Origin of the sequence: Marinobacter pelagius, assembly GCF_003315345.1 — a bacterium.
GTDB lineage: Bacteria > Pseudomonadota > Gammaproteobacteria > Pseudomonadales > Oleiphilaceae > Marinobacter > Marinobacter pelagius_A.
Window position 1 is genome coordinate 213,994 of record NZ_QNRO01000003.1, and the last position, 26,301, is coordinate 240,294.

General features: G+C 58.2%; 19 protein-coding genes. 5 read left to right on the forward strand and 14 right to left on the reverse strand.

Annotation, left to right across the window (positions count from 1 at the left end; translation table 11 throughout):
* Nucleotides 1-237: 237 nt before the first annotated feature.
* The 3 genes from DET50_RS05000 to DET50_RS05010 are packed head-to-tail and all read right to left on the reverse strand — an operon-like array spanning nt 238 to nt 5,087.
* Nucleotides 238-3,384, reverse strand: coding sequence for an efflux RND transporter permease subunit (locus tag DET50_RS05000; protein ID WP_113861769.1), 3,147 nt, complete (start codon nt 3,382-3,384; stop codon nt 238-240).
* Between the two features lie 3 nt (nt 3,385-3,387).
* Nucleotides 3,388-4,482, reverse strand: a complete 1,095-nt coding sequence (locus DET50_RS05005) for an efflux RND transporter periplasmic adaptor subunit (protein WP_113861770.1) — start codon at nt 4,480-4,482, stop codon at nt 3,388-3,390.
* A gap of 44 nt (nt 4,483-4,526) precedes the next feature.
* A complete protein-coding gene (locus DET50_RS05010; protein ID WP_113861771.1) occupies nt 4,527-5,087 on the reverse strand; it encodes a DUF3833 domain-containing protein in 561 nt (186 codons plus the stop codon).
* Nucleotides 5,088-5,333: 246 nt separating this feature from the next.
* Between DET50_RS05010 and DET50_RS05015 the strand changes: the two genes are divergently transcribed.
* Together DET50_RS05015 and thpD are read left to right on the forward strand one after the other, a co-directional pair.
* A complete protein-coding gene (locus DET50_RS05015; RefSeq protein ID WP_113861772.1) occupies nt 5,334-7,154 on the forward strand; it encodes an acyl-CoA dehydrogenase C-terminal domain-containing protein in 1,821 nt (606 codons plus the stop codon).
* Nucleotides 7,155-7,321: 167 nt separating this feature from the next.
* Complete coding sequence (thpD, locus tag DET50_RS05020) at nt 7,322-8,257, forward strand: ectoine hydroxylase (protein ID WP_113861773.1); 936 nt, start codon at nt 7,322-7,324, stop codon at nt 8,255-8,257.
* An 85-nt stretch (nt 8,258-8,342) separates the two neighbouring features.
* Here the strand turns inward: thpD and DET50_RS05025 are convergent, their stop codons facing one another.
* Nucleotides 8,343-9,005 (reverse strand): DUF2959 domain-containing protein, encoded by a 663-nt coding sequence (locus tag DET50_RS05025; protein WP_113861774.1) that lies wholly within the window; start codon nt 9,003-9,005, stop codon nt 8,343-8,345.
* Between the two features lie 367 nt (nt 9,006-9,372).
* Here DET50_RS05025 and DET50_RS05030 point away from each other — a divergent pair, with 367 nt between their 5' ends.
* From DET50_RS05030 to DET50_RS05040, 3 genes are read left to right on the forward strand one after another with little or no spacing between them, the layout of a single operon-like run.
* The gene (locus DET50_RS05030; RefSeq protein WP_113861775.1) at nt 9,373-10,290 is read left to right on the forward strand and encodes an ABC transporter ATP-binding protein; all 918 of its coding nucleotides are present in this window, start codon (nt 9,373-9,375) and stop codon (nt 10,288-10,290) included.
* Complete coding sequence (locus DET50_RS05035; protein WP_113861776.1) at nt 10,283-13,171, forward strand: Gldg family protein; 2,889 nt, start codon at nt 10,283-10,285, stop codon at nt 13,169-13,171. The genes DET50_RS05030 and DET50_RS05035 overlap by 8 nt, the downstream gene beginning before the upstream one ends.
* Nucleotides 13,171-13,794, forward strand: a complete 624-nt coding sequence (locus DET50_RS05040; protein ID WP_113861777.1) for a DUF4340 domain-containing protein — start codon at nt 13,171-13,173, stop codon at nt 13,792-13,794. Before DET50_RS05035 ends, DET50_RS05040 begins: the two co-directional genes overlap by 1 nt.
* Before the next feature lie 143 nt (nt 13,795-13,937).
* Here DET50_RS05040 and DET50_RS05045 read toward each other — a convergent pair whose 3' ends face one another.
* The 10 genes from DET50_RS05045 to DET50_RS05095 all read right to left on the reverse strand — a co-directional run bounded on the left by DET50_RS05045 (nt 13,938) and on the right by DET50_RS05095 (nt 26,144).
* A complete protein-coding gene (locus DET50_RS05045) occupies nt 13,938-14,291 on the reverse strand; it encodes a helix-turn-helix domain-containing protein (protein ID WP_113861778.1) in 354 nt (117 codons plus the stop codon).
* Nucleotides 14,292-14,443: 152 nt separating this feature from the next.
* Nucleotides 14,444-14,806, reverse strand: a complete 363-nt coding sequence (locus tag DET50_RS05050; RefSeq protein WP_113861779.1) for a MarR family winged helix-turn-helix transcriptional regulator — start codon at nt 14,804-14,806, stop codon at nt 14,444-14,446.
* Nucleotides 14,807-15,122: 316 nt separating this feature from the next.
* On the reverse strand, nt 15,123-16,163 hold the full coding sequence (locus tag DET50_RS05055; RefSeq protein ID WP_258546051.1) for a lipid A deacylase LpxR family protein: 1,041 nt from the start codon (nt 16,161-16,163) through the stop codon (nt 15,123-15,125).
* A gap of 294 nt (nt 16,164-16,457) precedes the next feature.
* The gene (locus DET50_RS05065) at nt 16,458-17,576 is read right to left on the reverse strand and encodes an ABC transporter permease (RefSeq protein ID WP_113861781.1); all 1,119 of its coding nucleotides are present in this window, start codon (nt 17,574-17,576) and stop codon (nt 16,458-16,460) included.
* A 2-nt stretch (nt 17,577-17,578) separates the two neighbouring features.
* A complete protein-coding gene (rbbA, locus tag DET50_RS05070) occupies nt 17,579-20,317 on the reverse strand; it encodes a ribosome-associated ATPase/putative transporter RbbA (protein WP_113861782.1) in 2,739 nt (912 codons plus the stop codon).
* Nucleotides 20,310-21,221 carry an HlyD family secretion protein gene (locus tag DET50_RS05075; RefSeq protein WP_404932716.1) on the reverse strand — a complete coding sequence of 304 codons (912 nt, stop codon included), beginning with the start codon at nt 21,219-21,221 and terminating at the stop codon, nt 20,310-20,312. The genes rbbA and DET50_RS05075 overlap by 8 nt, the downstream gene beginning before the upstream one ends.
* A gap of 257 nt (nt 21,222-21,478) precedes the next feature.
* Nucleotides 21,479-22,408 (reverse strand): carbamate kinase, encoded by a 930-nt coding sequence (arcC, locus tag DET50_RS05080; protein ID WP_113861784.1) that lies wholly within the window; start codon nt 22,406-22,408, stop codon nt 21,479-21,481.
* A 1-nt stretch (nt 22,409) separates the two neighbouring features.
* Nucleotides 22,410-23,411, reverse strand: a complete 1,002-nt coding sequence (locus tag DET50_RS05085; RefSeq protein WP_113861785.1) for an ornithine carbamoyltransferase — start codon at nt 23,409-23,411, stop codon at nt 22,410-22,412.
* A gap of 18 nt (nt 23,412-23,429) precedes the next feature.
* Complete coding sequence (locus DET50_RS05090) at nt 23,430-24,659, reverse strand: arginine deiminase (RefSeq protein WP_113861786.1); 1,230 nt, start codon at nt 24,657-24,659, stop codon at nt 23,430-23,432.
* A gap of 36 nt (nt 24,660-24,695) precedes the next feature.
* Entirely contained in the window at nt 24,696-26,144 is a 1,449-nt protein-coding gene (locus DET50_RS05095; protein ID WP_113861787.1) for a YfcC family protein, read from the reverse strand.
* Nucleotides 26,145-26,301 lie beyond the last annotated feature (157 nt).

Sequence of the window (26,301 nt, forward strand, 5' to 3'; positions counted from 1 at the left end):
ACCCGAATCTGTATAAGTAATAGCCGAAATTTTTGCTTTTTCAGTGGCTTGGAAGACTCTTCTCAGAAAAGTTTCCAAAAAGTTATCCACAGATTTAAGAGCTTGCCGTTAAGCCGAAAAAGCTCCTTAACTTATTGTTTTAATTAATTTCTATAAAATGAATCCAGAGGTTATCCGCGGTTTGTTCATTTATTTTTCCACAGAATTCTTTGGATTCGACGAATCAGATGTGCCAGTTCAGAAATCATCCGCACGTTTTTGCGGTGCCGTCGCCAACCCGGCGCCGCCCGCCTGGCCGGCGGCGAGGCGCTCGAGTTCCACTTCCACCGCATTGGTGGACTTGGCGAACCGGGCCAGGAGGTTATAGAGCACCGGAATCAGGAACAGGGTGAGGGTGGTGGCGAACAGTAAACCGCCCAAGATCACCATACCGATAGCGGCCCGGCTCTCGGCGCCGGCGCCGGTGGCAATCACCAGCGGTACGGCACCGAACACGGTGGAGATGGTGGTCATCAGGACCGGTCGGAAACGCAGCACCGCGCCCTCGAGGATCGCTTCCCGGACCTCATAGCCCTTGTCCCGGAGCTGGTTGGCAAACTCCACGATCAGTATCCCGTTCTTGGCCATCAACCCCAGCAGCATGATGATCCCGATCTGGCTGTAGATATTCAGGCTGATCCCCGACCAGAACAGGGCCAGCAGGGCCCCGGTCACCGCCAGCGGCACCGTCAGCATGATAATCAGCGGGTGGATCCAGCTTTCGAACTGGGCGGCCAGCACCAGGAACACGATCACGAAGGCCAGGCCAAAAGTCACGTAGATGGCGTTGGAGGATTCCTCGAATTCCCGGGACAGGCCCTGGTAGCTGGTTCGCGCCTCCGGCGGCAGGTTATCCACAGCCAGGTTGTTGAGGTAGGTCAGCGCCGAGCCGAGATCATAACCATCGGCCAGGGAGGCACTGATCACCACCGCCGGCAGCCGGTCAATCCGGCGCAGGTCCGGGTTGGCACCGATTTCCTCCACCGATACCAGGGCCTGCAGGGGAATCAGGGTACCCCCTTCCCGCGGGCGCAGGAAAATCTGCCCCAGATCTGCCGGTGTGGCGCGATCCGCTTCGGTGGCCTGGATAATGACATCGTACTCCCGGCCCCGGTCCAGGTAGGTGGTGACCTGGCGGGACGCCAGCATGGTCTGCAGGGTCAGGCCGACATCCTCGACGGTGATATCCAGGTCCGCCGCCCGTTCCCGGTCGATGTTGACCCGCAGTTCCGGGCGGGTCAGTTCGAAATCCGTCTCCAGGTTGAGCAGGTTCGGGTTCTCCTTGGCCCGCTCGACAATCTCTTCGCTCCAGGCCTGCACCGACTCGTAGTCAGGGCCGGCGACCACAAATTCGACCGGCTGGCTGAAGCCCCGCTGGCCCAGGCCCGGCGGGTTCACGGCCACGGTCCGGATCCCGGAGATGTCACTGAGCTTCTGGCGGATCTCGCTGGTCACCTGTTGCTGCTTGATGTCCCGTTGTTCCCAGGGCACCAGGCCCATGATCATGAAAGCGTTATCTTCCTCGTCCCGGAAACCGACGATGGACAACAACCGGTTGGCAATACCCTCCTCAAGGTAAGGCAGCAGCTTCTCCTCGGCCTTGCGCACGTAATGGTCAGTGAATTCCACAGTGGAGCCGCGGGGGGCGCTGGTGGGCATGATGATGACACCCCGGTCCTCGGTCGGTGCCAGCTCCTGAGGCAGTTTCGGATAGATGACGGCCGCGACCACAAGCCCCGCGATGCCCAGGCCGATGAGCAGGCCCGGCTGGCGCAGGGAAAAGCGAAGCAAACGCTCGTAACCGTGGGTCAGGCCATTCAGGACCTTCTCACTGGCCGCCCAGAGCCGGTGCCCCTCGGCGGATTCCGGGCTGTGCCGCAGCCACTTGGAACAGAGCATGGGCGCCAGGGTCAGGGCCACCAGGCTGGAAAACACCACGGCTGCGGCGAGGGTGAAACCGAACTCCGCGAACAACCGGCCGACGTTGCCGCCCATGAACGAGATGGGCACGAACACCGCCACCAGGGTCAGGGTGGTAGCAATAACCGCGAAGGCAACCTGTTTCGCGCCCCGATAGGCGGCGAGCAAGGGCGGCTCGCCCTCGTCAATCCGGCGCTGGATGTTCTCCAGCATGACGATCGCATCATCCACCACCAGACCGATAGCCAGAATCACCGCCAGCAGGGTCAGAACGTTGATGGAAAACCCGAGGAAGCCCAGGCCGATGAAGGCACCGATCACCGCAACGGGAATGGTCACGGCCGGAATCAGGGTTGCCCGCCAGGAGCGCAGGAACAGGAAGATCACCAGGATGACCAGGGACACGGCGATGGCCAGGGTGGTCACCACCTCCTTGATCGAGGCCCGGATGAAGATGGATTCGTCGTAGCTCTCGGCGATGGTGACTTCCGGCGGCAGGGTTTCCCGGATCCGGTCCAGCTCGGCCCGAACGCCATCCGACACCGCCACGGTGTTGGCCTTGGACTGGCGGATGATGCCCATGCCGATGGCGGTTTCACCGTTGGCCCGCAGCCGGCTGACATCCGACTCTACCCCCATCTGGACGTTGGCCACCTCACCAAGACGTAACAGGTCGTTGCCGTTGCGCCGAATCACCAGCTCCCGGAACTGTTCGACTGTGGATAACCTGCCCTCGGCCCGCACCGTAAAATTGCGGGTGGAGGAATCTACCGAGCCGGCCGGCAGTTCCACGTTGTTGGCGCGCAGCGCCCGCTCCACTTCAGCCACGGTGATGTTCCGGGCCGCCAGCCGCTCGCGATCAAGCCAGACCCGGATGGCGTACCGGCGCTCACCGCCGATGCGAACATCCGCCACCCCGTCGAGTACCGATAACCGGTCCGCAAGTACCCGGTCGGCAAAATCGCTGAGCTCGGCACTGTCCCAGACCTGGCTTCTCAAAGTTATCCACATCATCGGCCGGGCATCGGAATCGGCCTTGCGCACCACCGGTGCATCGGCCTCGTCGGGCAGCTGGTTGGCCACCCGGGAGACGGCATCGCGCACATCGTTGGCGGCGATATCCACATCCCGGGAAATATTGAATTCAATGCTGGTGCGGGATTCGCCCTGCTCGGTGGAAGACTCGATGGAGCGGATGCCTTCGATGCCACTGATGGCCCCCTCGATCACCTGGGTGATCTGGGTATCCACCACCTCGGCGGCGGCACCGGTGTAATCGGTGGAAATGGACACCACTGGCGGATCGATATCCGGGTATTCCCGGACCGGCAACTCGAACAGGGCTGCAAGCCCGAAAACCACGATCAGCAGGCTGAGGACCGTGGCAAAGACCGGTCGTTTGATGGAAATATCGGACAGCACCATGGCTCAGGACTCCACGGAGCTGACGAAACGGTTCTCCGGGATAACGTTCTCGCCGTCCAGAACACGGATACGGTCACCGGAACTCAGGCGATCCTGACCGGTGACGATCACCTCATCTTCCGGCTGTACGCCACTGACCACTTCGACCAGGCCTGGCATCCGCGAGCCAAGCTCCACCGATACCCGCCTGGCGGCGCCGTCCTCGGCCACAAACACATACTGCTCATCACCGCGGATCATCACCGCCTGTTCCGGGATGACCAGTGCTTCCCGCTGTTGCAGGGTCAGGGTGGCCGACATGAACTGGCCCGGGCGCAGTTGCCCTTTGGTGTTATCGATCAGGGCCCGAACCGGCAGGCTCCGGCTCAGCTCGTTGATGCGGGTACCCAGCTCCACCAGTTCGCCACGAAAGGGCTGATCGGGATAGGCCGGGGAAATCCCCCGGACCTCCTGCCCGGCACTCACCTGCCCCAGGAACCGTTCAGGAATACTGAAATTCAGCTCCATGCGTTCGGTGGTATCCAGGGTGGTAATCGCGGTTCCGGCCGTAACGTAGGCACCGATGCTGATATCACTGAGACCAACCACGCCGGAAAACGGTGCTTCGATGCGATGATTCTCCAGCCGTACGCGGGCGGCCTGGCGCTGGGCCAGGGCCACATCGACAGCCGTTCTCAGTTCATCCACCTGGGCCTGGGAAATGCTGTTATTGGAACGCAGTCGATTGGCCCGCTCCAGTCGCCGGCGGGCGTCGGCCAGCCGGGCTTCAATCTCGGCCAGATCGGCTCGGGACTGGCGGTCATCGAGACGCAGGAGCAGATCCCCTTCAGCCACCTTCTCACCGGCCGCCAGGTTGATTTCGACGACCCGACCGCTGACCTCGGTGGTCAACTCCACCGAGTTCAGCGCCTGCAGATTCCCCACCGCCTTGACCACGTCCCTGACCGTATCGCGCTCCAGGCGCACCGTGTTGACGGCGCTGGCAGGACGCTCACCGCCGGCCTGCTGTTCCGAGCCGCCGTCGTATGTCCGGTAGACCCAGGCTCCGCCGACAGCAACGGCGACGAGGACCAGCGCGATGACCCATTGTTTCCACATGATGGTATGACTGCCTGTTGATTAATGATCCGGTGCCTGCCCGGTTATTTTTTCTGGATGACCAACACGATCTCCCCGACATCGATCCCCCATTTGCTCATGGTGGTCTGGTTGATCAGGGTGTCCGGGGTAATCAAGTACATCCAGTCGTCCATGCGCACGTCTATGGTGCCGTCGCCGTAGGCAACCCGGAGTACGTAATTCATATGGATGGCGTTGCCCTGCCAGCGCATGGTGCCCGGTTCAACCACGTCACCGGCATCGGCATGATAACCCTCCGGGGTGGGCTCCAGGGTCCAGACACGGGTCTGGACTTCACCATCATCGAAGCGGAACACTTCGTCCAGGGTACCGACCCCGCTGGCATCCCAGGAGGCCGAGATGTCGGCGTCGAAGGTTCGAATCACCTCTCCCGAGAAATTCTTGACCACCCCACGGGCAGAAAGTTCGCCGCTAAAGAACTGTTCCGGGACCAGTTTCGGCGAGCGGTCGGCGTAGTCCTCCAGCGACGGGGACGCACAGCCGGACAACAGCACCAGACTCAAACATAACCATAGCAGTGTGACAGGGCCAGTACCCCGGGACCGAAACCGACGCTTTTGCATGACTTTTACACTCCCCCGTTACAGAAAATTCCGAATGCTGTTCAGAAACATACGAAACCCGGCCGGGGTTCGATCAGAAACCGGCTGCGCTGCTGAACAGGAGATCGTCATTTCAGCCAATTGTCTTTGGTGACATAGCCACCGGCGCTTTTCGTCAATGGCAGCGCCCCGGGAATGCCGTAAAACAAAAACCATCGGAGGCCGATCGCCCTCCCCCGAATCCATTACAGGTACAGAGGTTTCGTTATGCCGGTCTACAAGGCGCCCCTGCGCGACATGAAATTCCTGCTCAATGAAGTGTTTGATTACCCGAAACACTATGAGTCGCTGGCCAGCGGCGAAAACGCCACGCCGGACATCGTCGATGCCATCCTGGCCGAATGCGGCAAGTTCTGTGAAGAAGTCCTGAGCCCGCTCTACCAGTCCGGCGACGAGGAAGGCTGCAAGCTGGAAAATGGCGAAGTGACCACCCCCGCCGGGTACAAGGAAGCCTACCACCAGTACATGATGGGCGGCTGGCAGGGCCTGTCCGCCCCCGAGGAATACGGCGGTCAGGGTCTGCCCGCGTCCATGGGTCTGCTCAAGCAGGAAATGATGGGCACCGCCAACTGGTCATTCTCCATGTACCCCGGCCTGTCCCTGGGGGCGATGAACACCATCTACCTGCACGGCAGCGAAGCCCAGAAGCAGACCTACCTGGTACCGCTGACCGAGGGCCGCTGGGGCGGCACCATGTGCCTGACCGAGCCCCAGTGCGGTACCGACCTGGGCCAGGTGAAGACCAAGGCGGAACCCCAGGGCGATGGCAGCTACCGGATCACCGGCACCAAGATCTTCATTTCCTCCGGTGAACATGACCTGACCGAGAACATTGTCCACATTGTCCTGGCCCGACTGCCCGATGCACCCAAGGGTACCCGGGGTATCAGCCTTTTCATCGTGCCCAAGTTCCTGCCGGACGCCGACGGTAGCGTCGGCGAGCGCAATGGCGTCAGCTGTGGCAGCCTGGAAAAGAAAATGGGTATCAAGGCTTCCGCCACCTGCGTGATGAACTTCGACGGTGCCACCGGTTACCTGATCGGCCCGGAGAATCAGGGCCTGGAGTGCATGTTCACCTTCATGAACACCGCCCGGATCGGTACCGCCATCCAGGGTGTCGGCCCGGCCGAGCTGTCCTATCAATGGGCCCTGGACTACGCCAGAGAACGCCGTTCCATGCGGGCACTGTCCGGCAAGAAGGAACCGGAACAGGTGGCCGATGCCATCATCCACCACGCCGATGTCCGTCGCATGCTGCTGACCCAGAAAGCGGTCGCCGAAGGCGGCCGGGCCATGCTCTATTACGCCGCCCGGCTGGCGGACCACATGGTGGAGGCCCATACCCGGGGGGATGACAAGAGAGCCGAGGCCTACGACGACAAACTCGGCTTCCTGACCCCGATCCTGAAGGGTTTCCTGACCGAACTGGGGTACGAGTGCACCAACCTGGGCATGCAGGTGTTCGGTGGGCACGGCTATATCCGGGAACACGGCATGGAACAGATCGTCCGGGATACCCGCATCGCCACCCTGTATGAAGGCACGACCGGCATCCAGGCCCTCGACTTGCTGGGCCGCAAGGTCTTGCTGATGACCCAGGGCGGCGCGGTCCGGGAATTCACCCTGAAAGTCGCAAACCGCGCCCGCAAGCACCTGACCGACAAACGCCTGCGGCCGTATGCCGTCGAGCTGCTCAAGCTGACCGCCCAGTGGAACCTGCTGACGGTGCGGGTGATGCTGGCGGCGCGCAGGGACCGCGATGTGGTGAGCTCCGCCGCCAACGACTTCCTGATGTACAGCGGCTACGTGACCATGGCCTACATGTGGCTGCGCCAGTCTGCGGTGGCTGTGGATAAATTGGATAACGGTGGCGCTGACTCGGAAGAGTTCTATCAGGCCAAGCTGGCCACCACGGAATTCTACTTCGAGCGCCTGTTACCCCGGGCCCAGGCCCACGCCACCAGCATGCTCAGCCCGACCCGGAGCCTGATGCAACTGGATTCCGATCATATGGCCTTCACCGGTTGATCCGGCCGGTGACTCTTGATCCCGGGGTGCCCCGCCCCGGGATTTTTTTGCCCTTGAAATCAGAAAAGGCAACCCCACATCTCTGGTGCCTTTCCATGCCAAAGCCATTAACTTCATGAGGTTAAAAGAAAATTTCAGTTACTGAATAAAAGTAAGGAGGTTCGAATATGGAAACTCGTTCTGACGACTTTTATCCAACCCGCCTGGAACGCCCCACCCCGAGCTTTGAACGCCGGGACCCGGTTATCCACAGCACCGGAGACGAACGTACCAACGGCCCCCTGAGCGAAACCGAACTGGCCCAATACGAGCGCGACGGTTTCCTGGCCATCAACAACTTCCTCGATCAGGCCACGGTACAGAAATTCCGTGAAGATCTGCGCGCCTATGAGGATGACGACAGCATCCTGCGCTCGGAAGGCACCATCACGGAGCCGGGCAAACAGGAGATCCGCTCGATCTTCGGCATCCACGAGCTGTCCGAGCGTTTTGACCGCCTGACCCGGGATCCGAGAATTCTCGCCATGGTGCGCCAGCTGCTGGGCAGCGATGCCTACATCCACCAGTCCCGCATCAACTTCAAACCGGGCTTCCACGGCAAGGGCTTTGACTGGCATTCCGATTTCGAGACCTGGCACGCCGAGGATGGCATGCCGCGGATGCGTGCCGTGAGCTTCTCCATCGCCCTGACCGATAACACCCCGTTCAACGGGCCCCTGATGCTGATTCCCGGCTCCCACAAGACCTTCGTGCCCTGTGTGGGACGCACTCCGGAGGACAACTACCAGTCGTCCCTGAAAAAACAGGAGCTGGGGGTACCCAATGACCGGGATCTGAAACGGATGGCGGATGAATTCGGCATCAAGGCACCCACCGGCGCCGCCGGCTCCCTGATCATCTTCGAGTGCAACACCCTGCACGCCTCCAACGCCAACATGTCGCCCTGGCCGCGCAGCAACCTGTTCTTCGTCTACAACAGTGTGGAAAACCAGCTCGAACAGCCCTACTGCGGTAACAAGCCACGGCCGGATTTCCTCGGTAACCGGACCAGCACGGAAGCACTCCAACCGGTCTCGGAAAACGATGTCCGGAAAACCGGCTGAGACAAGCCAGCCTCACCTGAACGAAAAAGGGAAGCCCGAGTCGGACTTCCCTTTTTTGTTTTTTGTAGGTGACGCTTGAGGTGGGCTACTGATCCCGGAACCTCCGGATGAAGGCCTCGGATTCGGCGATGGAGGCTTCCATGTTGCGGATCAGGCTGTCCACATCACTGCGGATCCGGCCCAGTTCGTTCTCCAGGGCGCCGATCGCCTGGGCATTGAGGTTGTGCTTGAGATACAGCACCTGATCCTCGAACGCCTGCAGGACCGGGTCCATGCGGTCTTCGGCCTGGTGCATGCGGGTGATCAGTTGCTGGTACTGGCTCCGGGTTTCACGCAGCTGTTGCTCGCTGCTGCGCCTCAGGGAAGCACTCTCGTAGAGATCCAGCTCGTCCTCCCACTCGGCGAACAGGGCTTCGGAAACATCCTCGACGCCGTCAATACGATCCCTGACTTCGTCGGCGGCATCGACACTGTCCTCATAGGCATCCCGGATTTCTTCATACTTGTCCTTGAGCTCGGTATCCGGGGTGGCCACCACGCTCTGGAAGCGCGCCAGGGACGAGCGGAAGGTTTCCTGGGCCTCGGACTGGGCATCCCGCGCATCTTCCACCCGGTCCACCAGGATATCCCGCTTTTCGAAACCGAGTTTTTCCATGGTGTTGTAGTAAACCGTGCTGCAGCCTCCCAGAAACAGAACCAGCAAAAAGCCAGAGACGAGAGGTAGCTTCTGGCACAGGGAGCTCTTCATGATCCGGTTCCTTCGAAGCAAAAATCCAGTGGTACAGCAGACGGGCCGCGCCGGTAAACACCTGCCCGCATGCCGTGCGACTTTACCATATCCACCCGCCAGGGGAACGGGAAATGCCCCATTCCGTCAGAGGCATTGCCGCAATCATCGCATTAACAGACTGTCATTTTAGATAAATCTTGAACTTTGAGCGTCAGACCCTATGGCCATTTCTGGCGTGTTGTGACCGCCAGATCCGTATTGAATCGTTAAAAACAACCGCTCTGAAGAGCCACAACAACCAGAAAGCGACGCTCTGGATACCTTGCCGGTCGTCGTATTTCTCCGGGTGGTCGTGGTTTGAGCTTAAAAAAAGCGGAGTATTGCAATGATCCAAGTGGAGAACCTGTCTCGCCGGTACGGCGATTTCACTGCGGTGGATCGGGTCTCGTTCTCCGTGGCTCCCGGCGAGGTCGTGGGGCTGCTCGGGCACAACGGGGCCGGCAAAACCACCATCATGAAGATGCTCACGGGCTTTCTGGAGCCCACCGCCGGCCGGATCACCATCGACGGGCTGGACATCGGCCAGGATACTTCGGCCATCCAGTCGAGGATTGGCTACCTGCCCGAGAACTGCCCTGTCTGGCCGGAAATGACAGTTATCGATTTTCTCGCCTACCAGGCCGCTCTGCACCATGTTCCCGAGGCCGATCGCAACACCGCCATCGCCCGGGCCATCAGGCGCACGGACCTCAAGGATAAGGCCACCAGCACCATCCAGACCCTGTCCCGCGGCTACCGGCAACGGGTGGGAGTGGCCCAGGCCATTCTCCACGATCCGAAAATCGTTATTCTTGACGAGCCCACCAATGGCCTGGACCCGACCCAGATCCACCAGATGCGCGCACTTATCCGGGAACTGTCGAAAACCGCTACCGTGATTGTCTCCACCCATATACTCCAGGAGGTACAGGCCGTCTGCGAGCGGGTAATGATCATGCGTTCCGGCCGTCTGGTGGTGGACAAACACCTGGATGAGCTACGGGAGACAGACCGCATCCGCCTGGTAACCGGCGCCGATGCCCGACCCGCTCTGGATTCCGTCCTGCCGGCGGCGTCGTTACTGGCAGAGACCTCAACCGGGAACAACCGGTTCGAGTACCACTTCAAGGCGGATGAGACCCGGTTGCCTGTGATCACCGACGAACTGGTCGCCGCCAATATCCCGGTCTTCGCCCTGGCACCGGAGCATCGCGACCTGGAACGTGTTTTTGCCGAAGTGAACGGGGAGGTGGCCCATGACTGACCTTTTGAACGTTGCCCGCAACGAGTTCCGGGCCTGGTTTGCGTCGCCAGCAGCCTATCTGTTTCTGGGACTGTTCGCGGCGGCTTGCCTGTTTGTCTTTTTCTGGGCCGAAGCCTTTTTCGCCCGCAACATTGCCGACCTGGAGCCACTGTTTGACTGGCTGCCGCTGTTGCTGATTTTCCTGATCGCCGCGCTCACTATGCGGAGCTGGTCGGAGGAACGTCGGGCCGGCACCCTGGAAAACCTGCTGACCTCTCCGATATCCCTATGGCAACTGGTACTGGGCAAGTTCCTTGCCGCATTCGGACTGCTCTGCGTGGCCCTTGTCCTGACCCTGCCGCTGCCATTCACCGTTGGTCTGCTCGGACCTCTGGACACGGGCCCGGTGATCGGCGGTTATCTGGCCACCCTGTTCCTAGGCTCCTCCTACATAGCCATTGGTCTTTTTACCAGCAGCCGCACCGACAATCCCATTGTCGCGCTGATCATCACCGTGGTGATTTGCGGCCTGCTCTATCTGATCGGCTCGTCGTTGATCACCAGCCTGTCCGGATACCGGTTCGGCCAGTTCCTGCAGCTGCTGGGAACCGGTAGTCGGTTCGACTCCATCACCCGCGGTGTACTTGACCTTCGGGATATCTATTACTACCTCTCCCTGACCGGGGTGTTCCTGGCGCTCAACGTGTATACCCTGGAAAAACTCCGCTGGACAGGCAATCCCGCTTCTCCCTCACACCGCCGGTGGAAGGCAGGCACAGCCCTGCTGGTCGTCAACCTGCTGGCTGCAAACCTGTGGTTGCATCCGATGGATGCCGTGCGTATGGACCTGACCGAGAATCGGCTCTACACCCTCTCCGGGGTAACCAAGCAACAGTTGGGCAACCTCAGGGAGCCGCTGCGGATCAAGGGCTATTTCTCGGAGAAAACCCACCCGCTGCTGGCACCGCTGGTTCCGCGATTGCAGAGCCTGCTGGAAGAATACGCCGCCCGTGGTGGTGGCAACGTCCGTGTGGAGTTTGTCGACCCCACCAAAAACCGGGAAGCCGAAGCCAGGGCTGCCCGACGCTACGGCGTGAAACCCGTGCCGTTCCAGACCGCCAGCCGGTACGAATCGGCCATCGTCAATTCCTATTTCGATGTGGTGATTGCCTACGGCGACGACTACGAACGCCTGGGTTTCCGGGATCTGATCGAGGTCAAGGCTGCTCATGAGAGCGATCTTGCGGTGGCCCTGAACAATCCGGAATACGAAATCACCCGGACCATTGACCGCCTGGTCCGCAACTATCGTTCCGGTGGCGATTCCTTTGCCATGGTGGAGGATCCGGTCACCCTGAACGCGTGGGTATCTCCGGCCGGGCAGTTACCGGATGACCTGAAAGCTTTCCGTAAAGATCTTGAGTCAGTCATTACCGCGCTCGAGAACAAGGGTGGTGACAACTTCACTGCAAACATCCGGAACCCGCAAGCCGGAGAGGGCCAGCTGGCCAGGCGGCTGGCGGAGGATTACGGTTTCAGCCCCATGCTGTCGAGCCTGCTGGACCCTCAGCCTTTCTGGTTCCATCTTATGTTGGAAAGTGGGGACAACCGGGTGCAGATTCCGCTTCCGGCAACACTGGATCAAAGCAGCCTGGAAAAAGCCATTGAGGAAGGCATGCAGCAACTGGTGCCCGGTACCCTGAAAACCGTGGCTCTCGCCACTCCACCCGGCAACCGTTTCCGCGGTGGTGACTACCGCTCATTAAGAGCAGCGTTGGAAGAAAACGTAAGGGTGGTGGATGCCGACCTTTCCAAAGGCAAGGTCCCTGCCGGTACCAACCTGTTGATGGTCCTGAACCCGGCGGAACTGTCCGAAAAAGCCCTGTTTGCCATGGACCAGTTCCTGATGCGCGGAGGTCGGGTAGTGGTGGCCGCTTCACCCTACGACATCACTCTGCAGCAGGGACTCTCGGCCCGCAAGCAGAAGACCGGCCTCAAGGCCTGGCTGGCTCATCATGGCATTACCCTCGAGCAGTCCCTGGTTCTGGACCCGCGCAATGCCGCCTTGCCCGTGCCCAGAACCCGTAACGTGGGTGGCCTGACCTTCCAGGAAATCCAGATGGTGCCCTACCCGTTCTTCCCGGACCTTCGGGGTGACCAGTTGAACAGGAACCACCCGATTACTGCCAACCTCCGGGACATGATTGTCAGCTGGCCGTCACCGATGGGTGTGGACAGTCAGAAAACCGACGGGCTGAACGTCGCACGCCTGCTGACAACTTCTGCAGGCAGTTGGACCAACAATAGCGCGGATATCCTGCCGGACTTCCAGCGCTTCCCGGAAACCGGATTTGCCGAACCGGACGCGCGCCAGTCCGAACTCATTGCCGTGGCTTTGTCAGGGCGATTCCAGTCCTGGTTTAGCGATAAGGACTCCCCCCTGCTTGATCAAGCCGCACCAGACGAAAAGGCAGATGCACCGAAGAAAGGAGGCGATACCACGGCAAAATCATCCGACCCGCAAAACGTCACCCTCGCCAGCTCGGTGATCCGGACATCACCCGAGTCGGCACGGTTGCTCGTGATCAGCAGTGGCTCCTTTGCCTCTGACACCATGCTGGACCTGGTCTCCCAGAGCCTCGGCACAGTCTATAACTCACCGGTGACTTTCATGCAAAACGCGGTGGACTGGTCCCTCGAAGACCCCGCCTTGCTGGCACTGCGTGGACAGTCCCGCTACGCACGAACCCTGGAGCCGCTGACACGTCAGCAGCAGCTGGCCTGGGAGTACGCCAATTATGGTCTGGCACTCGCAGGACTGATCCTCATTGCCCTGTGGCGTAAACAGGTACGTTCCGGCGATCGCCGTCGTTACCAGACGATTCTTGCGGAGGTGTCTTGATGAAAACCCGGATGAACCAATCCATCAAGCGGTTATCACTACTTCTGATCATCCAGCTGGTGGTCACTGCATGGGTCTGGAGCGCCGGTAGCGAAGCCACGAGGGATCCGAGTGGCCCTCTGGTGGCTGACCTCGATGGCGTGACCCGAATCACCCTGACCGACCCGGAAGAGGGCAACCTCACCCTTGCCAAAACCGACAACGGTTGGGAAATACAGGGCAAGGACGGGGAAGACATTCAGGCCGCCAAGGCCCGAGTCGAACGCCTGATCGACCGCATCACGCAACTCCGCGCAGACTTTCCGGTGGCCCGGTCCGAGCAGGCGAGGGAGCGTTTCAAGGTGGCTGAGGATAGCTTCCGGCGCAAGGTGGTTCTTGAAAGCCAGGCCAAGGATACGATCACCCTTTTGATCGGCACGTCACCGGCAATGGGCGAGAGCCACGCCCGCCTGGTCGGGGACAACGCGATCTATCGGGTCGAACTGCCGGCTTACGAGCTGCCTGTGGATAAGGAGCGCTGGAAAGCTCCGGAAAAGGAGCAAAAACAAGAGGACAGCAGTTCGAAAAGCGAAACCGGACCTTCCGGGAAACAGGAGGTTAAATCGGTGGAGACCGGGCAATAAAACCTCGTTTGCCAGTCTGGCGTCAGCCCGGGCTCAAACGCCCGGGCTGTTTCTATCGCCGATACAAAAAGTGAAGAGAGCCACCACATAGAGATATACGTTGGTCAATTCGCCGCAGGATGGTTGCGGCGCATTAATTCTCTCTACTCCGACTTGGCGATAAGTGCCAGATACTGATCTTCGATCGATTGTTCTTGGGAATGATAAAACAGCCAGGTATACAAAGCGGGGTCGTAGAGCCGGATTAAAAAGCGCGCGAAAGCTTGTGTGTCGACCTCGTAAGCTTTCGCAAAATTACCATAGAGTTCCACCGGGACTCTGCCTGAGCCGTTCTCTATTTGTGACACAAATGTGTAATATTCTAGACCTACTTTGTGGGCCAGCTCTTTCTGGGTCATCCCCGTATGATTCCGTAGGTTCTTAAGGTACATGCCGGCCTGTTTTCGCCGCCGCTTTGCCTCATCACTGCTTCGATCACTATTCAATCGTGATCCCATCGATCAATCCCTCCCTTGCAAAACAACGCGTTGTATTATTATCGTAAGTTCACTTTTTGGCAATTCAATCAAAGGGATACCGTATGCTCCACCTTCGTAGAGCTTCACGATAATAATCGTTGAAGGCGGAGCCGAGTTTTTCGGAGCAGGTACTAGAATTTGTTAGATTCATTCAGATCGATGGCTTCGGTCATAATTTCGGCAAGTTCAGCGAAAAATCGTTGACCTTTATCTGTGAGCTGTACGCGTTTATTCCGCCGGTCCATAGGGTCCTCATATCTATGAATGAGGCCTAAACCTTCCCCTCGCGGGCCTCCTGGGCCAAGTTTCATCACGTTGCGGGACGCGGAAGCGCCTGAGCACCCTGTTTTTTCGGCAAGATCATAAACTGCGATACCGGGGCTGCGAGCTACTTCGATAAGTATTCGTAGCGTTTGGGCTTCCATCCTGTCGTGATATTTCCGCACATGATCAATTGCCTTCATCAGTACGTAGGCCGCACTCAATGATTTCACTATAAAACGTCCTCATTAACTGCAGTGGTTCTACAAAAAGTGAACTGATCCCAAGGTAAGGCTGTGATGGCCTTCGCTAAGATCACTGCTTTATTGTATCGATTAAGTTAAAAACGCCAATCACGCTGCTTACCACTGCGGCCTTACTCGGTAAATTTTTCAACGACCGTGCGAGCCGTTTTGATAAGCGACTTGTGCCGGTTCAGGCAATTATTGCGGGCTTTGGGCGTAGATCCAGATAGTTGAAGTCATGGATTCAGGAATAAAATTGCACCTCCGGACGACGATCCGGAACGACGATTTTTCACCTCAAGCTTCAATAGCTCCAGGTCAGAGACAAGGTACCGAAGCTGAAGCTGTCTTTGTTCGACTGTTCTTCACCCGTTGTGGCTCTGAGGATCAGGGCCATCTGAAGATTTTGCCATTGCCAGGTTGCGCCGATACCGGCCTGAGCCAGTAAGGCGCTCTCCTCAAACTCGTATGGGCCGGCGTTGTCTTCCAGGTAGGAATAAGGAACGTATTCGAGCCCTGCGCCGATAAAGACAGACCAGCCCGTTCCTGCATCATTTAACGCTGCCGGAAGTCCGACTGTGCTGGAAGTCCCGGCATAGTCAGGTACAAAATTCGTTGGCAGATATTTGCCAGTTCGCCAAATACCTCCGATCCTGGTTTGGGATCGAAAGCTGGAAATCATGGCTGAGCCGACCCACGCAAGTTCCTGCTCCAATTCCCCCTTGCTGCCGCTTCGCCAAACTTTTTGAGCATGCGTGCCCTGCAGGCCACCGACTACATCTGTGCCGAGCTGGTAATCCCAGCCTCTGGGTTCGTCACTACCGGTCAGTTTGTGTGCCCACTTCTGGGAGGCTTCAGCTCCGCTTTCCGGACCGACCACACCTATATGAGCACCATAGCCTGTAATACTATCCGCGTCCCAGCTCCAGACAGTGCTGCTTACGAAAAGGATACCGGCATAGGGCAGATCATCCTGACTGGGTTGCTCACGCGTAATGTCATCGGGAGTAATCATAAACTGCCTGAGACTGAATGAGACCGCCTGGTCCTGGTTTTCCGGATCAATCCCCGGAACCGCGTCCAGCCATTTCCCGGCCGCTCGGGATAGCCGGGAAGAGGCAGCCGTCTGGTCTCTTGATGATGACGTGAGGTATGACAAGCGCACGCCATTGGTATAGCCCTGATCAAGGCCCAGAAGTAGGTCATTATCCCATGAGAGGTTGAAGGTATCTGCGTGAGCGGAGAAAGGTATCAGCGTGATGAACAAAAGTGCCTGTAGAGCCGCACGTGTCGAAAAAACAGGGTTAGCCATTCGATTTATCAGGTCCATGCGAGTGATGAGCAAGCTACTCTCCTTCCTGCGAACGGAATGGAGTATCGGTCTTTTTCTTTCGTTTCTGTCTCTCAGGATCGGCTCGCTCTTCGGCATTGACGTAGTGCAAGACCCTGGTAGCTTCGAATGGTTAACTCCCTTTACTCTAGAGACTTTCGATAAGTTCCTACCCCGGCGGTGCAATACTCTCTAAGTTTCGCTATCCGGTAATTCATTTCCAAGCCCGCATACTAATCGTAAATGCACGATAGGCCTATCGCCCCTGTATGTGATAGGGGGCTCAGGGGCGGCCTGGAGACGTTGCATTTACGCAGATAGGTGACGCCGGAACAGCACCAGAGCCGTCCCGAAAAATACCGCTCCGATAGACGTCAGCGCCAGGAGCTCGGGCCAGACCACGTTGATCCCGGCACCACGGTACAGAATGCCCTGTGCCAGACTCACAAAGTGGGTCGTCGGAGCCAGCAGCATGATGTCCTGAACCAGTTGCGGCATGCTCTCCCGGGGCGTAATACCGCCAGAGAGCAGCTGTAGCGGCAATATGATCAGGATCAGCAAAAGGCCAAACTGGGGCATGGTCCGGGCAACAGTACCAATCAGAATTCCAATGGCTGTCGTGGAGAACAGGTGAATCAACGCACCGAAAAGGAACAGTGGAATGGATCCGGCAACAGGTACCCCGAGCCAGCCCTGAATAACCACGGTCACCGATAGCGTGGCCGCAATCATTACCACCAGGGCATTGGCCCAGACTTTAGCCGCCATGATCTCGTAGGAGCGCAGCGGCATCACCATCAGATGTTCTATCGTACCGTGTTCTCGTTCCCGGATCAGTGCGGCACCGGTCAGGATGATGCTGATCAGAGTAACCTCGGTAATCAGCTCCATCACTCCTCCAAACCAGGTACCCTCGAGGTTGGGGTTAAAACTTACCCGATTCACCAGGCTCACCGGGAGCTCCGTCGAGCCGCTACCCGGCTCTATAAATCGGGCAACTTCGGTTGTGACAAAGGATTGAATGTAATTGGCCCCAATAAAGGCCTGGGTCATTCGGGTTGCGTCGATATTCAGCTGCACACTGACAACGTCACCTTTTCGCACATCCCGTTCAAATCCTTCGGGGATGACCATAACGAAGGTATGTGACCCTCTGTCGAGCACGGCATCAATCTGATCGTATTGGATCAGGTCTGGCTTGAGGAACCAGGGTTGCTGGAACGACTGGATGACGCGCCTGGAAAGTGTGGTCTGATCCTCATCCACCACGGCAACCGGGGCATTGTTCAACTCCATAGATCCGGCGGAACCCGCCGTATAGACGATCAGGGTGAAAGCCAGCAGAACAAACACCAGCAGCACTTTATCGCCCCACAGGCTGCGCAACTCCTTGAGTCCCAGATTCCAGATATTCGCCAGTGATTTCACGACTAGCGCCCCTGTTTTTTGAGCAGAATGACCGATATCAACGTCAGCACCGGCATGAAGGCCGCCAGGTTCAGCAGCGTCGGTTGAAGGTCGCTGAAGGAGAGCCCCTTGGTGAAGACCCCCCGGCTGACTTGAAGGAACCAGGTTGCCGGCCAGAACTGACCAATGATGGCTCCGACTCCTTCTTGGGAGGACACGGGCTCCGTCAGACCCGAAAACTGGACCGTGGGCAAGAGAGTTATGATCGCCGTCGCCGCGAGAGCGGCGATCTGGGTGGAGGCAAAGGCCGAAATCACTTGCCCAAGCCCCGTCGTTACAATGATATACAACAAGGCTCCGAGAGAAAGTGCCCACAGCCCGCCTTTAAGTGGTACCTCGAAAACCCATACCGCCAGCATGACCAGGCTGACATAACTGATCATACTGAACACGATATATGGGATCTGTTTCCCCAACAGAAATTCAAGACGCGTCACCGGGGTAACATAAAGATTAGTGATCGATCCCAGCTCTTTTTCGCGTACGATGCCCAGAGCCATCAGGATGGATGGAATAAAGATGAGCAGGATGGGAATGACTGCCGGCACCATCGCGTCCAGACTCCGGAAATCCTGGTTGTATCGGTACCGGACTTCTATAGAGACCCGGCTTAGTGTCGGGATCGTTCCATAGGTTCGCTTTACCAGTTCCTTAAAATAGCTGTAATGAATCCCCTCGACATAGCCTTTAATGGTCTCTCCTCGGAATGGCATCGCACCATCCACCCAAACGCCGATTTCCGTGTCCTGCCCGCGCTTCAGGTCCCGGCCATAGCCAGGAGGAATCACGAGTGCCAAGCTCAACTCACCAGACCGCATCCTCTGTTCCAGTTCCGCCATGTCTGCGATGGGAGGTCGCTCGATAAAATACCGCGATCCTGAGAAGGCAGTGACGTAATCCCGGCTCTGAGGGGACTGATCCTGGTCCAGTACCGCAAAAGACAAATCTTCTACATCCAGGGTAATGCCGTAACCCAGAATCAGCATCAGCAGGGCGGAGCCAATAAACGCAAACGCCATACGTATCGGATCCCGGATCAACTCCCGCGCCTCACGGTGCCCATAGGCCCACAGTCTCCGGACGCTGAACCATCGATAGTCAGGCTCGTTTTCGTGCTCATCGGTGAGCATAGCCCCACTGCCAATGTCATCAGTGCCAGTGGCCGCCTCAAGGGTTCGCATGAACGCCCCTTCAAGGGTTTGTTCGCCTGCCCGCCGAATCAGTACCTCTGGCTTGTCGGACGCCAGCACCTCACCAGCATGCATAAGGGAAATCCGGTCACATCGCTCCCCCTCATTCATAAAATGGGTAGAAATAAAAATGGTGACCCCGTCCTCGCGGGAGAGGCGGAACAGCAATGACCAGAACTGGTTCCGGGCGCCTGGGTCTACACCTGAAGTCGGTTCGTCGAGGATCAGCAAGTCAGGCCGGTGTACCACCGCCACGGCCAGTGAAAGCCGCTGTCGAACCCCCAGGGGCAGGTGACTCGCCAGCTGATCCAATACCTCCGCAAGCCCGAATTCCGCCGCCAGATCATCTACCCGGACAGCGATCTGCTCCTCCGGAAGGTGGAACAAACGTGCGTGCAGTTCCAGGTTCTGCCTAACCGTCAGCTCGCCATACAAGGAGAACCCCTGCGACATATAACCAACACGCTGCCTTGTGCCCAGGTCCTTGGCATCCAGAGGCTTGCCAAAGAGTGAAACGTCACCTTCGGATGGTGGTAATAGCCCGGTCAACATTTTCATGGTTGTGGTCTTGCCACAGCCATTGGAGCCAAGGAAGCCGAATATCTCGCCTCGGGAAATCGAAAAACTAACGTCTTTTACCGCGGTGAAATCACCAAACCGGAGGGTCAGATGGTTTGCTTCTATGGCCGGAATGGTCCCGGTCTCCCGCGTTTCTGCGGCTGTGAGGGGAGGTTCCGCTTCCTTTTCGTTTCCGGCTTTATCGGGGCCTTTCCCCGACGACAGGACTATAAACGCTTCATCCAGCGTTCGGGTGCTGGTCCGCTCGCGTAACTCGTCCGGCGAGCCAGTTGCCAGAATAGCGCCGTCATCCATGGCCGCCAACCAGTCATACCGTTCCGCTTCTTCCATGTAAGCGGTAGCAACCAGGACACTCATGCCGGATTGTTGGGCGCGGATTCTGTCAATCAGGTCCCAGAAACGGGCACGGGACAGAGGGTCAACACCGGTGGTGGGTTCATCCAGTATTAGCAGGTCGGGTCTATGAATCAGAGCGCAACAGAGGCCAAGCTTCTGCTTCATGCCCCCCGACAATTTGCCTGCCGGCCGATCTCTGAACGGAAGCAACCCGGTTGCCTCCAGCAGCCGGTTAATCTGTTGCTTTCGTCTCTCTCCGGTCAGTCCAAAAAGATCGGCAAAGAAGCCGATATTCTCGTCAACAGTCAGAGTATGGTAGAGGTTACCGCCCAATCCCTGGGGCATGTAGGCAATGCGCGGCGCAAGCCGGTTGCGAAACTGCTGACGGCCTATATCCCCGCCAAGCACTTCTACGGACCCTGCTTGCAGTTTCCTGGCGCCGGCGATTAGCCCCAGGAGCGTGGATTTTCCTGCGCCATCCGGCCCAATGAGTCCGACCATGCACCCGGCAGGCATTTCGATACTGATATCGGTAAGTGCCTGACACTCGCCATAAACGTGGCTAACGCCCTCCAGCCGGGCAACCTGGTCAGTCATCGGGCAAGGCTACCTGTAAATGGTCGGGCCAGCCCTGGCTTTCGTCGAGCAGGACATAGGCGACGCCAGGCACGCCTGTCTTCACCCGATCGCGGTAGGCTTTCAGAAGGTCCGCATCAATTCGGATTCTGATCCGAAACATCAACTTCTCACGCTCACTTCGGGTCTCAACGGCTTTTGGCGTAAACTGCGCCTCCGCAGCAACAAAGCTTACCTCTGCGGGGATCACATAATCGGGTAGGGCATCGAGTACAATCCGTGCTTCAGAGCCTACCCTGACTTTGCCAGCCTGCGATGTGGGTAGGAAAATGGTCATGTAGACATCGGTCACATCCAGCACCGTTGCAATTTTGCCCCCTGCGGCAAGGACTTCGCCAGGCTCGGCCAGTCGATACAGCACACGTCCACCTACCGGGCTCTTTAGGTGGCTGTCATCAATGGTCGACTGAATCTCACGAATACTGGCTCGCGCCGCCTCAATTCCTGAAGTGGCAGACGCAACCTGCACCTTGGCAGCCTGCAGGGCTGCAGCCGCTGTCTCGGCCTTTGTTTGTGCCTGATCAAACTGTTCCCGGGAAACATGCCCTTTGTCCATAAGGCTCTCGAAGCGAGCCAACTCAGCCCTTGCCAGACGCAGTTCACTTTCCCGTTGTTTTACAATAGCCTCCGCCAAGCGTTTACTGGCCCGGGCCTGGTTCAGGTTTGCCTCAGCGGCAGCCAATCTGGCTTCCAGTTCATCGGTATCCATCTTCGCTACTGGATGCCCCGCCTCGATCAAGTCACCTTCCGCAACGGAGAAGCTTTCCAGCCGGCCGGGAATGCGGGTGGCAATGTCGACCTCAGTGGCTTCGATACGCCCATTACCAGAGGCAATATGCTCGGACAGCGCAGCATCGTCGGTCATCACCCGCCAGACAATGGCGGCCACAATGGCTATCAAAAGACACAGTGCTACAAGGCTTTTCAGGCCAAAGCGGGTTTTAGAATCAGGCATGAATCTTCCCAGGTCATAGTGGTTTCAGTATAGGAGTCTTCTAAGGAGCTGAAATCGGCGAATCGGAGCACATCTTTCATTTAACTTGAGCCTTTTCCTGCCACGATTCTACTGGCAGCTAGGAGGAAAAGACCTCCGGGGTTCGTCCCACCTGGCCCATCACAGTCTCATGATTCTGGCGAACGGACTAAACTGGCTGACACGCGAGTACCTTTACATCCTTTCAGTATGGCCACGGCGTCCTGCAGCCGACCAATGCCGCTGAACCCGCCGTCCTGGGCAAAATCGCAGGCGGCCTGCAGTTTCGGGCACATGGAGCCGGCCGGCATATCCAGTGCCCGTGCCTCGGCCACTGTCAGTTCGGAAAGCGGAGTCGACTGGTCAGTGCCGAAATCCCGGTAGACAGCATCCACATCGGTTAGCAGGAGCAGCGCATCAGCTCCCAGTTGCCTGGCCAGTAACGCACTGGCGGCATCTTTGTCGATGACCGCTTCAATACCCACCATACTGCCGTCTTCCCGACGCAACACCGGTATTCCACCACCGCCGGCACACACCACAACCACGCCCTGACCGAGCAATAATTTCAGCACGCGCATGTCCGGTATTTCCAGAGGTTTCGGGGAGGGCACCACCCGGCGCCATTTGTCACCATCCGGCGCAATACTCCAGCCTGCACCTGCTGCCCGACGCTCAGCCTCGTCGCGGTCATAAACGGGCCCCACAAACTTGGTCGGTTTTTCGAAAGCGGGGTCCTTGGGGTCTACTACGACTTGTGTCAGCAGCGTCGCCACCGGCCGGTCATGGCCGAGGGCATTTTCCAGTTCCTGCTCGATCATATATCCGATCATGCCCTCGGTTTCTGCACCCAGGACATCAAGCGGGTAGGCCTCATCCGGCTTGTAGGACGCGCCCTGTAAAGCCAGTAAACCCACCTGTGGACCGTTGCCATGGGTGACAACCAGATCGTGGCCCGCACGGACAATGCCTGCCAACGAAAGTGCCGCGGTTTTCACGTTTTTGCGCTGAATTTCGGCCGTCAGCGGCTCTCCGCGTTTCAGGAGGGCGTTTCCCCCCAACGCTGCCACAACCAGCATGTCAGCCTCCCAGGGTCGCCACGAGTACGGCCTTGATGGTGTGCATGCGATTCTCCGCCTGATCGAATACAATCGAAGCGGGGCTTTCGAAGACCTCTTCAGTCACCTCCATGGCGTCGATGCCATAGGTCTCCTGAATTTCCTTTCCCACAACGGTTTCGGTGTTGTGGAAGGCCGGCAGACAGTGCATGAAACGCGCCCGCGGATTGCCGGTTTTGGCCATCAACGCCGCATTCACCTGGTAAGGCATCAGCAGTTTGATCCGTTCGGCCCATTTTTCCTTTGGCTCACCCATCGAGACCCAGACATCGGTATACACGAAATCGACACCGGCCACGGCGGCATCGATGTCATCGGTGATCGTGATGCGCGCTCCCGTTTCAGCCGCCAAGGCCTGCGCCTCATCCTGCACCTGCTGATTCGGCCAGCAGGCCTTCGGTGCGCACAAGCGCACGTCCATGCCCATTTTGGCGCCGCCGATGAGCAGACTGTCGCCCATGTTGTTGGCGGCATCGCCGATGAACACGTAGGCCACATCCCGCAGCGGCTTTTCCACATGCTCCTGCATGGTCAGGAAATCCGCCAGTATCTGGGTCGGGTGAAATTCATTGGTAAGCCCGTTGTAGACCGGCACGCCGGCGTACTGAGCCAGCTCCTCCACAACCGATTGTCCGAACCCCCGGTACTCAATGGCATCGTAAACCCGGCCAAGAACCCGGGCGGTGTCTTTCACTGATTCCTTGTGGCCAATGTGGGTTCCGGTCGGCCCCAGGTAAGTTACCCGCGCCCCTTGGTCGAAGGCAGCAACTTCAAACCCGACCCGGGTCCGCGTGGAATTCTTCTCGAAGATCAGAGCGATGTCCTTGCCCTCGAGCTTGGGCACTTCGGTGCCCGCGTACTTGGCCGTCTTCAGATCCGCAGACAGCTTCAGTAAAAAAGCGATTTCCCTGGGACTGAAATCCCGCAGGGTAAGAAAATGTCGGTTCTTAAGATTGAATGCCATAACGTTTCTCCCTGGCTCTCAGATCGCGTCCCGGATGGTCGGGCAACTCATGCACCGACCCCCGCCCCGGCCACGACCCAGCTCGGCACCGGGTATGGCCAGAACTTCGATGCCCGCCGCCGAGAGCGCCGCGTTGGTATCGTCGTTGCGGTCATAACCGACAACCACACCCGGGCTCAGGGCCAGCACATTGTTGCCGTCGTTCCACTGTTCGCGCTCACGTTCTTCCGGGGTATCGCCCCCCGTTGCCACAACTTCCAGAGCCGGGTAGCCGAGGATCTCCGCAACTACCTCAAACAGATGCCGGGAGTCCTGGCTGAAGGCCAGTGTTTTACCGCCCTCGCCGGGACGCAGGTCGTAGCAGATCACAGCATCGGCCACTTCCTTGAAGGCGGTGACCACGTTGCCGCCACAGAACGTAAACACGGTATCCAGGTGCATGGCAGAACGGCTTTTGGGCAGCTGGCAGGCGATTACACGATCCACCATTCCGCCATCGAAGAGTGCTTTTGACAGTTGCCCGATGGCCTGGGGCGAGGATCGTTCACCCATACCCACCAGCACGGTGCGATTCCCAAGGGGCATCACGTCGCCGCCCTCAAGAGTGGCCAGGCCATGGTCTTCCAGAGGATCGCCCCAGTGCACGTTCACCTTGCCGGCAAACTTCGGATGGAACTTGTAGATGGCGGCCATCAGCAGGGTCTCCGGCTTGCGGGCAGTCCAATACATCGGGTTGAGAGTCACCCCGCCATACACCCAGGCGCTGTTGTCCCGGGTGAACAGGAAGTTGGGCAGCGGCGGCAACACAAACCCGAAACGTCCCAGATGGTTGCCGAACAGACCGACCGGATCAAAAGGAAGATCCCCTACTTCCAGACCACCAATCAGGAATTCGGCCAGTGCCTTTTCGGGCAACTCATCCATCCAGGCCCGCAGATCCGACACCATGCCAACGCCAATGTGGTTCCAGTTGATCCGATGGTCGAGAATCCAGGCCCTACCCTCAGGAATGGCCAGAGTTTCCGCCAGTAACTCGTTGACGTCCAGAACCTCCACGCCCCGACCACGCATCACACTGGCAAACAAGTCATGATCTTTCTGGGCCTGCTTGACCCAGAAGACATCATCGAACAACAGGGCATCGCAGTTGGACGGCGTCAGGCGCCGGTGAGCCAGTCCCGGCCGGCAGATGATGACCTGGCGCAGGGTCCCGGTTTCAGAGTGCACTCCAAGTGTTTGTTCAGACATGACAAAACTCCTTTTGCCGAATGCTTAAAGCGGGGTTCACAAGAGTGTGCCGACGCTGATGACCACGGTGATAAACACAGTCAGAATAAGCAGCAAGGGCCAGATAAAGGCCAGCCAGCGATCGTAGGACACCCGCGCGATGGCAAGCCCCCCAACCACGACCGCAAAGGTGGGATTGATCAGGTTCACCAGGCCGTTAGCGGACTGGTAAGCGGTCACCACCAGGTCCCGTCCGACGTTGGCAAAATCCGCCAGCGGCGCAAGGATCGGCATGGACAGCACAGCTAGCCCTGAGGACGAGGGCACGAAGAAGCTCATGCCAACCTCGATCCAGAACATCAGGTTGATGAATGCCAGTTCCGGAAGCCCGCCCAGCGAGGTTTCGGCGCTGTGGAGGATGGTATCGGCAATCATGCCCTGTTCCATGATCACCACGATGCCACGGGCCAGGCCAACCACCAGGGCAACCCCGAGCAAATCCCGAGCGCCATCGACGAAACTGCCGGTGAGTTTCTTCTCACCCAGTCGTGCGATGATACCGATCACAATGGCTGCACCGAAGAACAGGGAGCCCATCTGCGCCATCCACCAGCCCTGGGATGACACGCCCCAGATCATCACGGCAAACGTCAGGGCGAAAATGACCAGGGCAATAATCTGCGTGGCTGTCAGGCTGGCACTGTGGATTTCGCCATCATCGTCCTGCATAAACAGCTTCTTGTGCGCGGCCCACTGTTTTGCCACTACAGACCGTGACGGATCGGCCTTCACTCGGTAGGCATATCGCATAACATAGCCTATACAGATCAACAGACCGCCGATCAGCAGAATAAAACGCAGTACAATGCCGTCCGTAAACGGAATACCTGCCGCATTCGCTGCAATCACAGTGGCGAACGGGTTAATGGTGGAACCCAGTACACCAATCCCGGCGCCGATCAGGATAATGGCGACACCCGTCACCGCGTCGTATCCGGCGGCGAGTATTACCGGGATCAGAATGGCGTAAAACGCCAGGGTTTCCTCTGCCATTCCATAGGTCGTACCGCCGAGGGCAAACAACGTCATCAAGATGGGAATCATCCAGATTTCATGGCCTTTCAGGTGCCGCATCGCGCTGCGGATGCCAGTATCTATCGCACCAGTGGCGTTCATGATGCCGAGGAAACCGCCCAGGAACAATATGAACATGGCGACATCGATGGCATTGGCAACATAACTGTCGGGATCGTAGAAGCCAGCTGTCGGTGCCAGCAGAACATCAAAGAACCCCTGCGGATTCGGATCGACGGTCTGGTATGTGCCCGGAACCGCCACTTCTCGCCCGACCTCTTCATTCATGGCACGCTCATACTGCCCGGCCGGGATAACCCAGGTCAGCGCGGCCACAAGAATAATCAGGCCAAAAAGAATGGTGTAGGCGGTGGGGAATCGGGAAGCGAGGTCGTTTTCGGGATTTTCTGGCAACTTTTCGTCTTCAGTCACGATGCGTCTCCTTTCCGGGTATCCGGAATTTCTGGTTGATAAAATGCCAAAGATGTAAAGAAGAAAATCTTTCTCAGCGGATTATCTGATTGATCCTCTTCAGCCTACTCTACTGCCAATTTTCTGTTTCCACCTTCGCCTGAGTCTTCATAGCGAT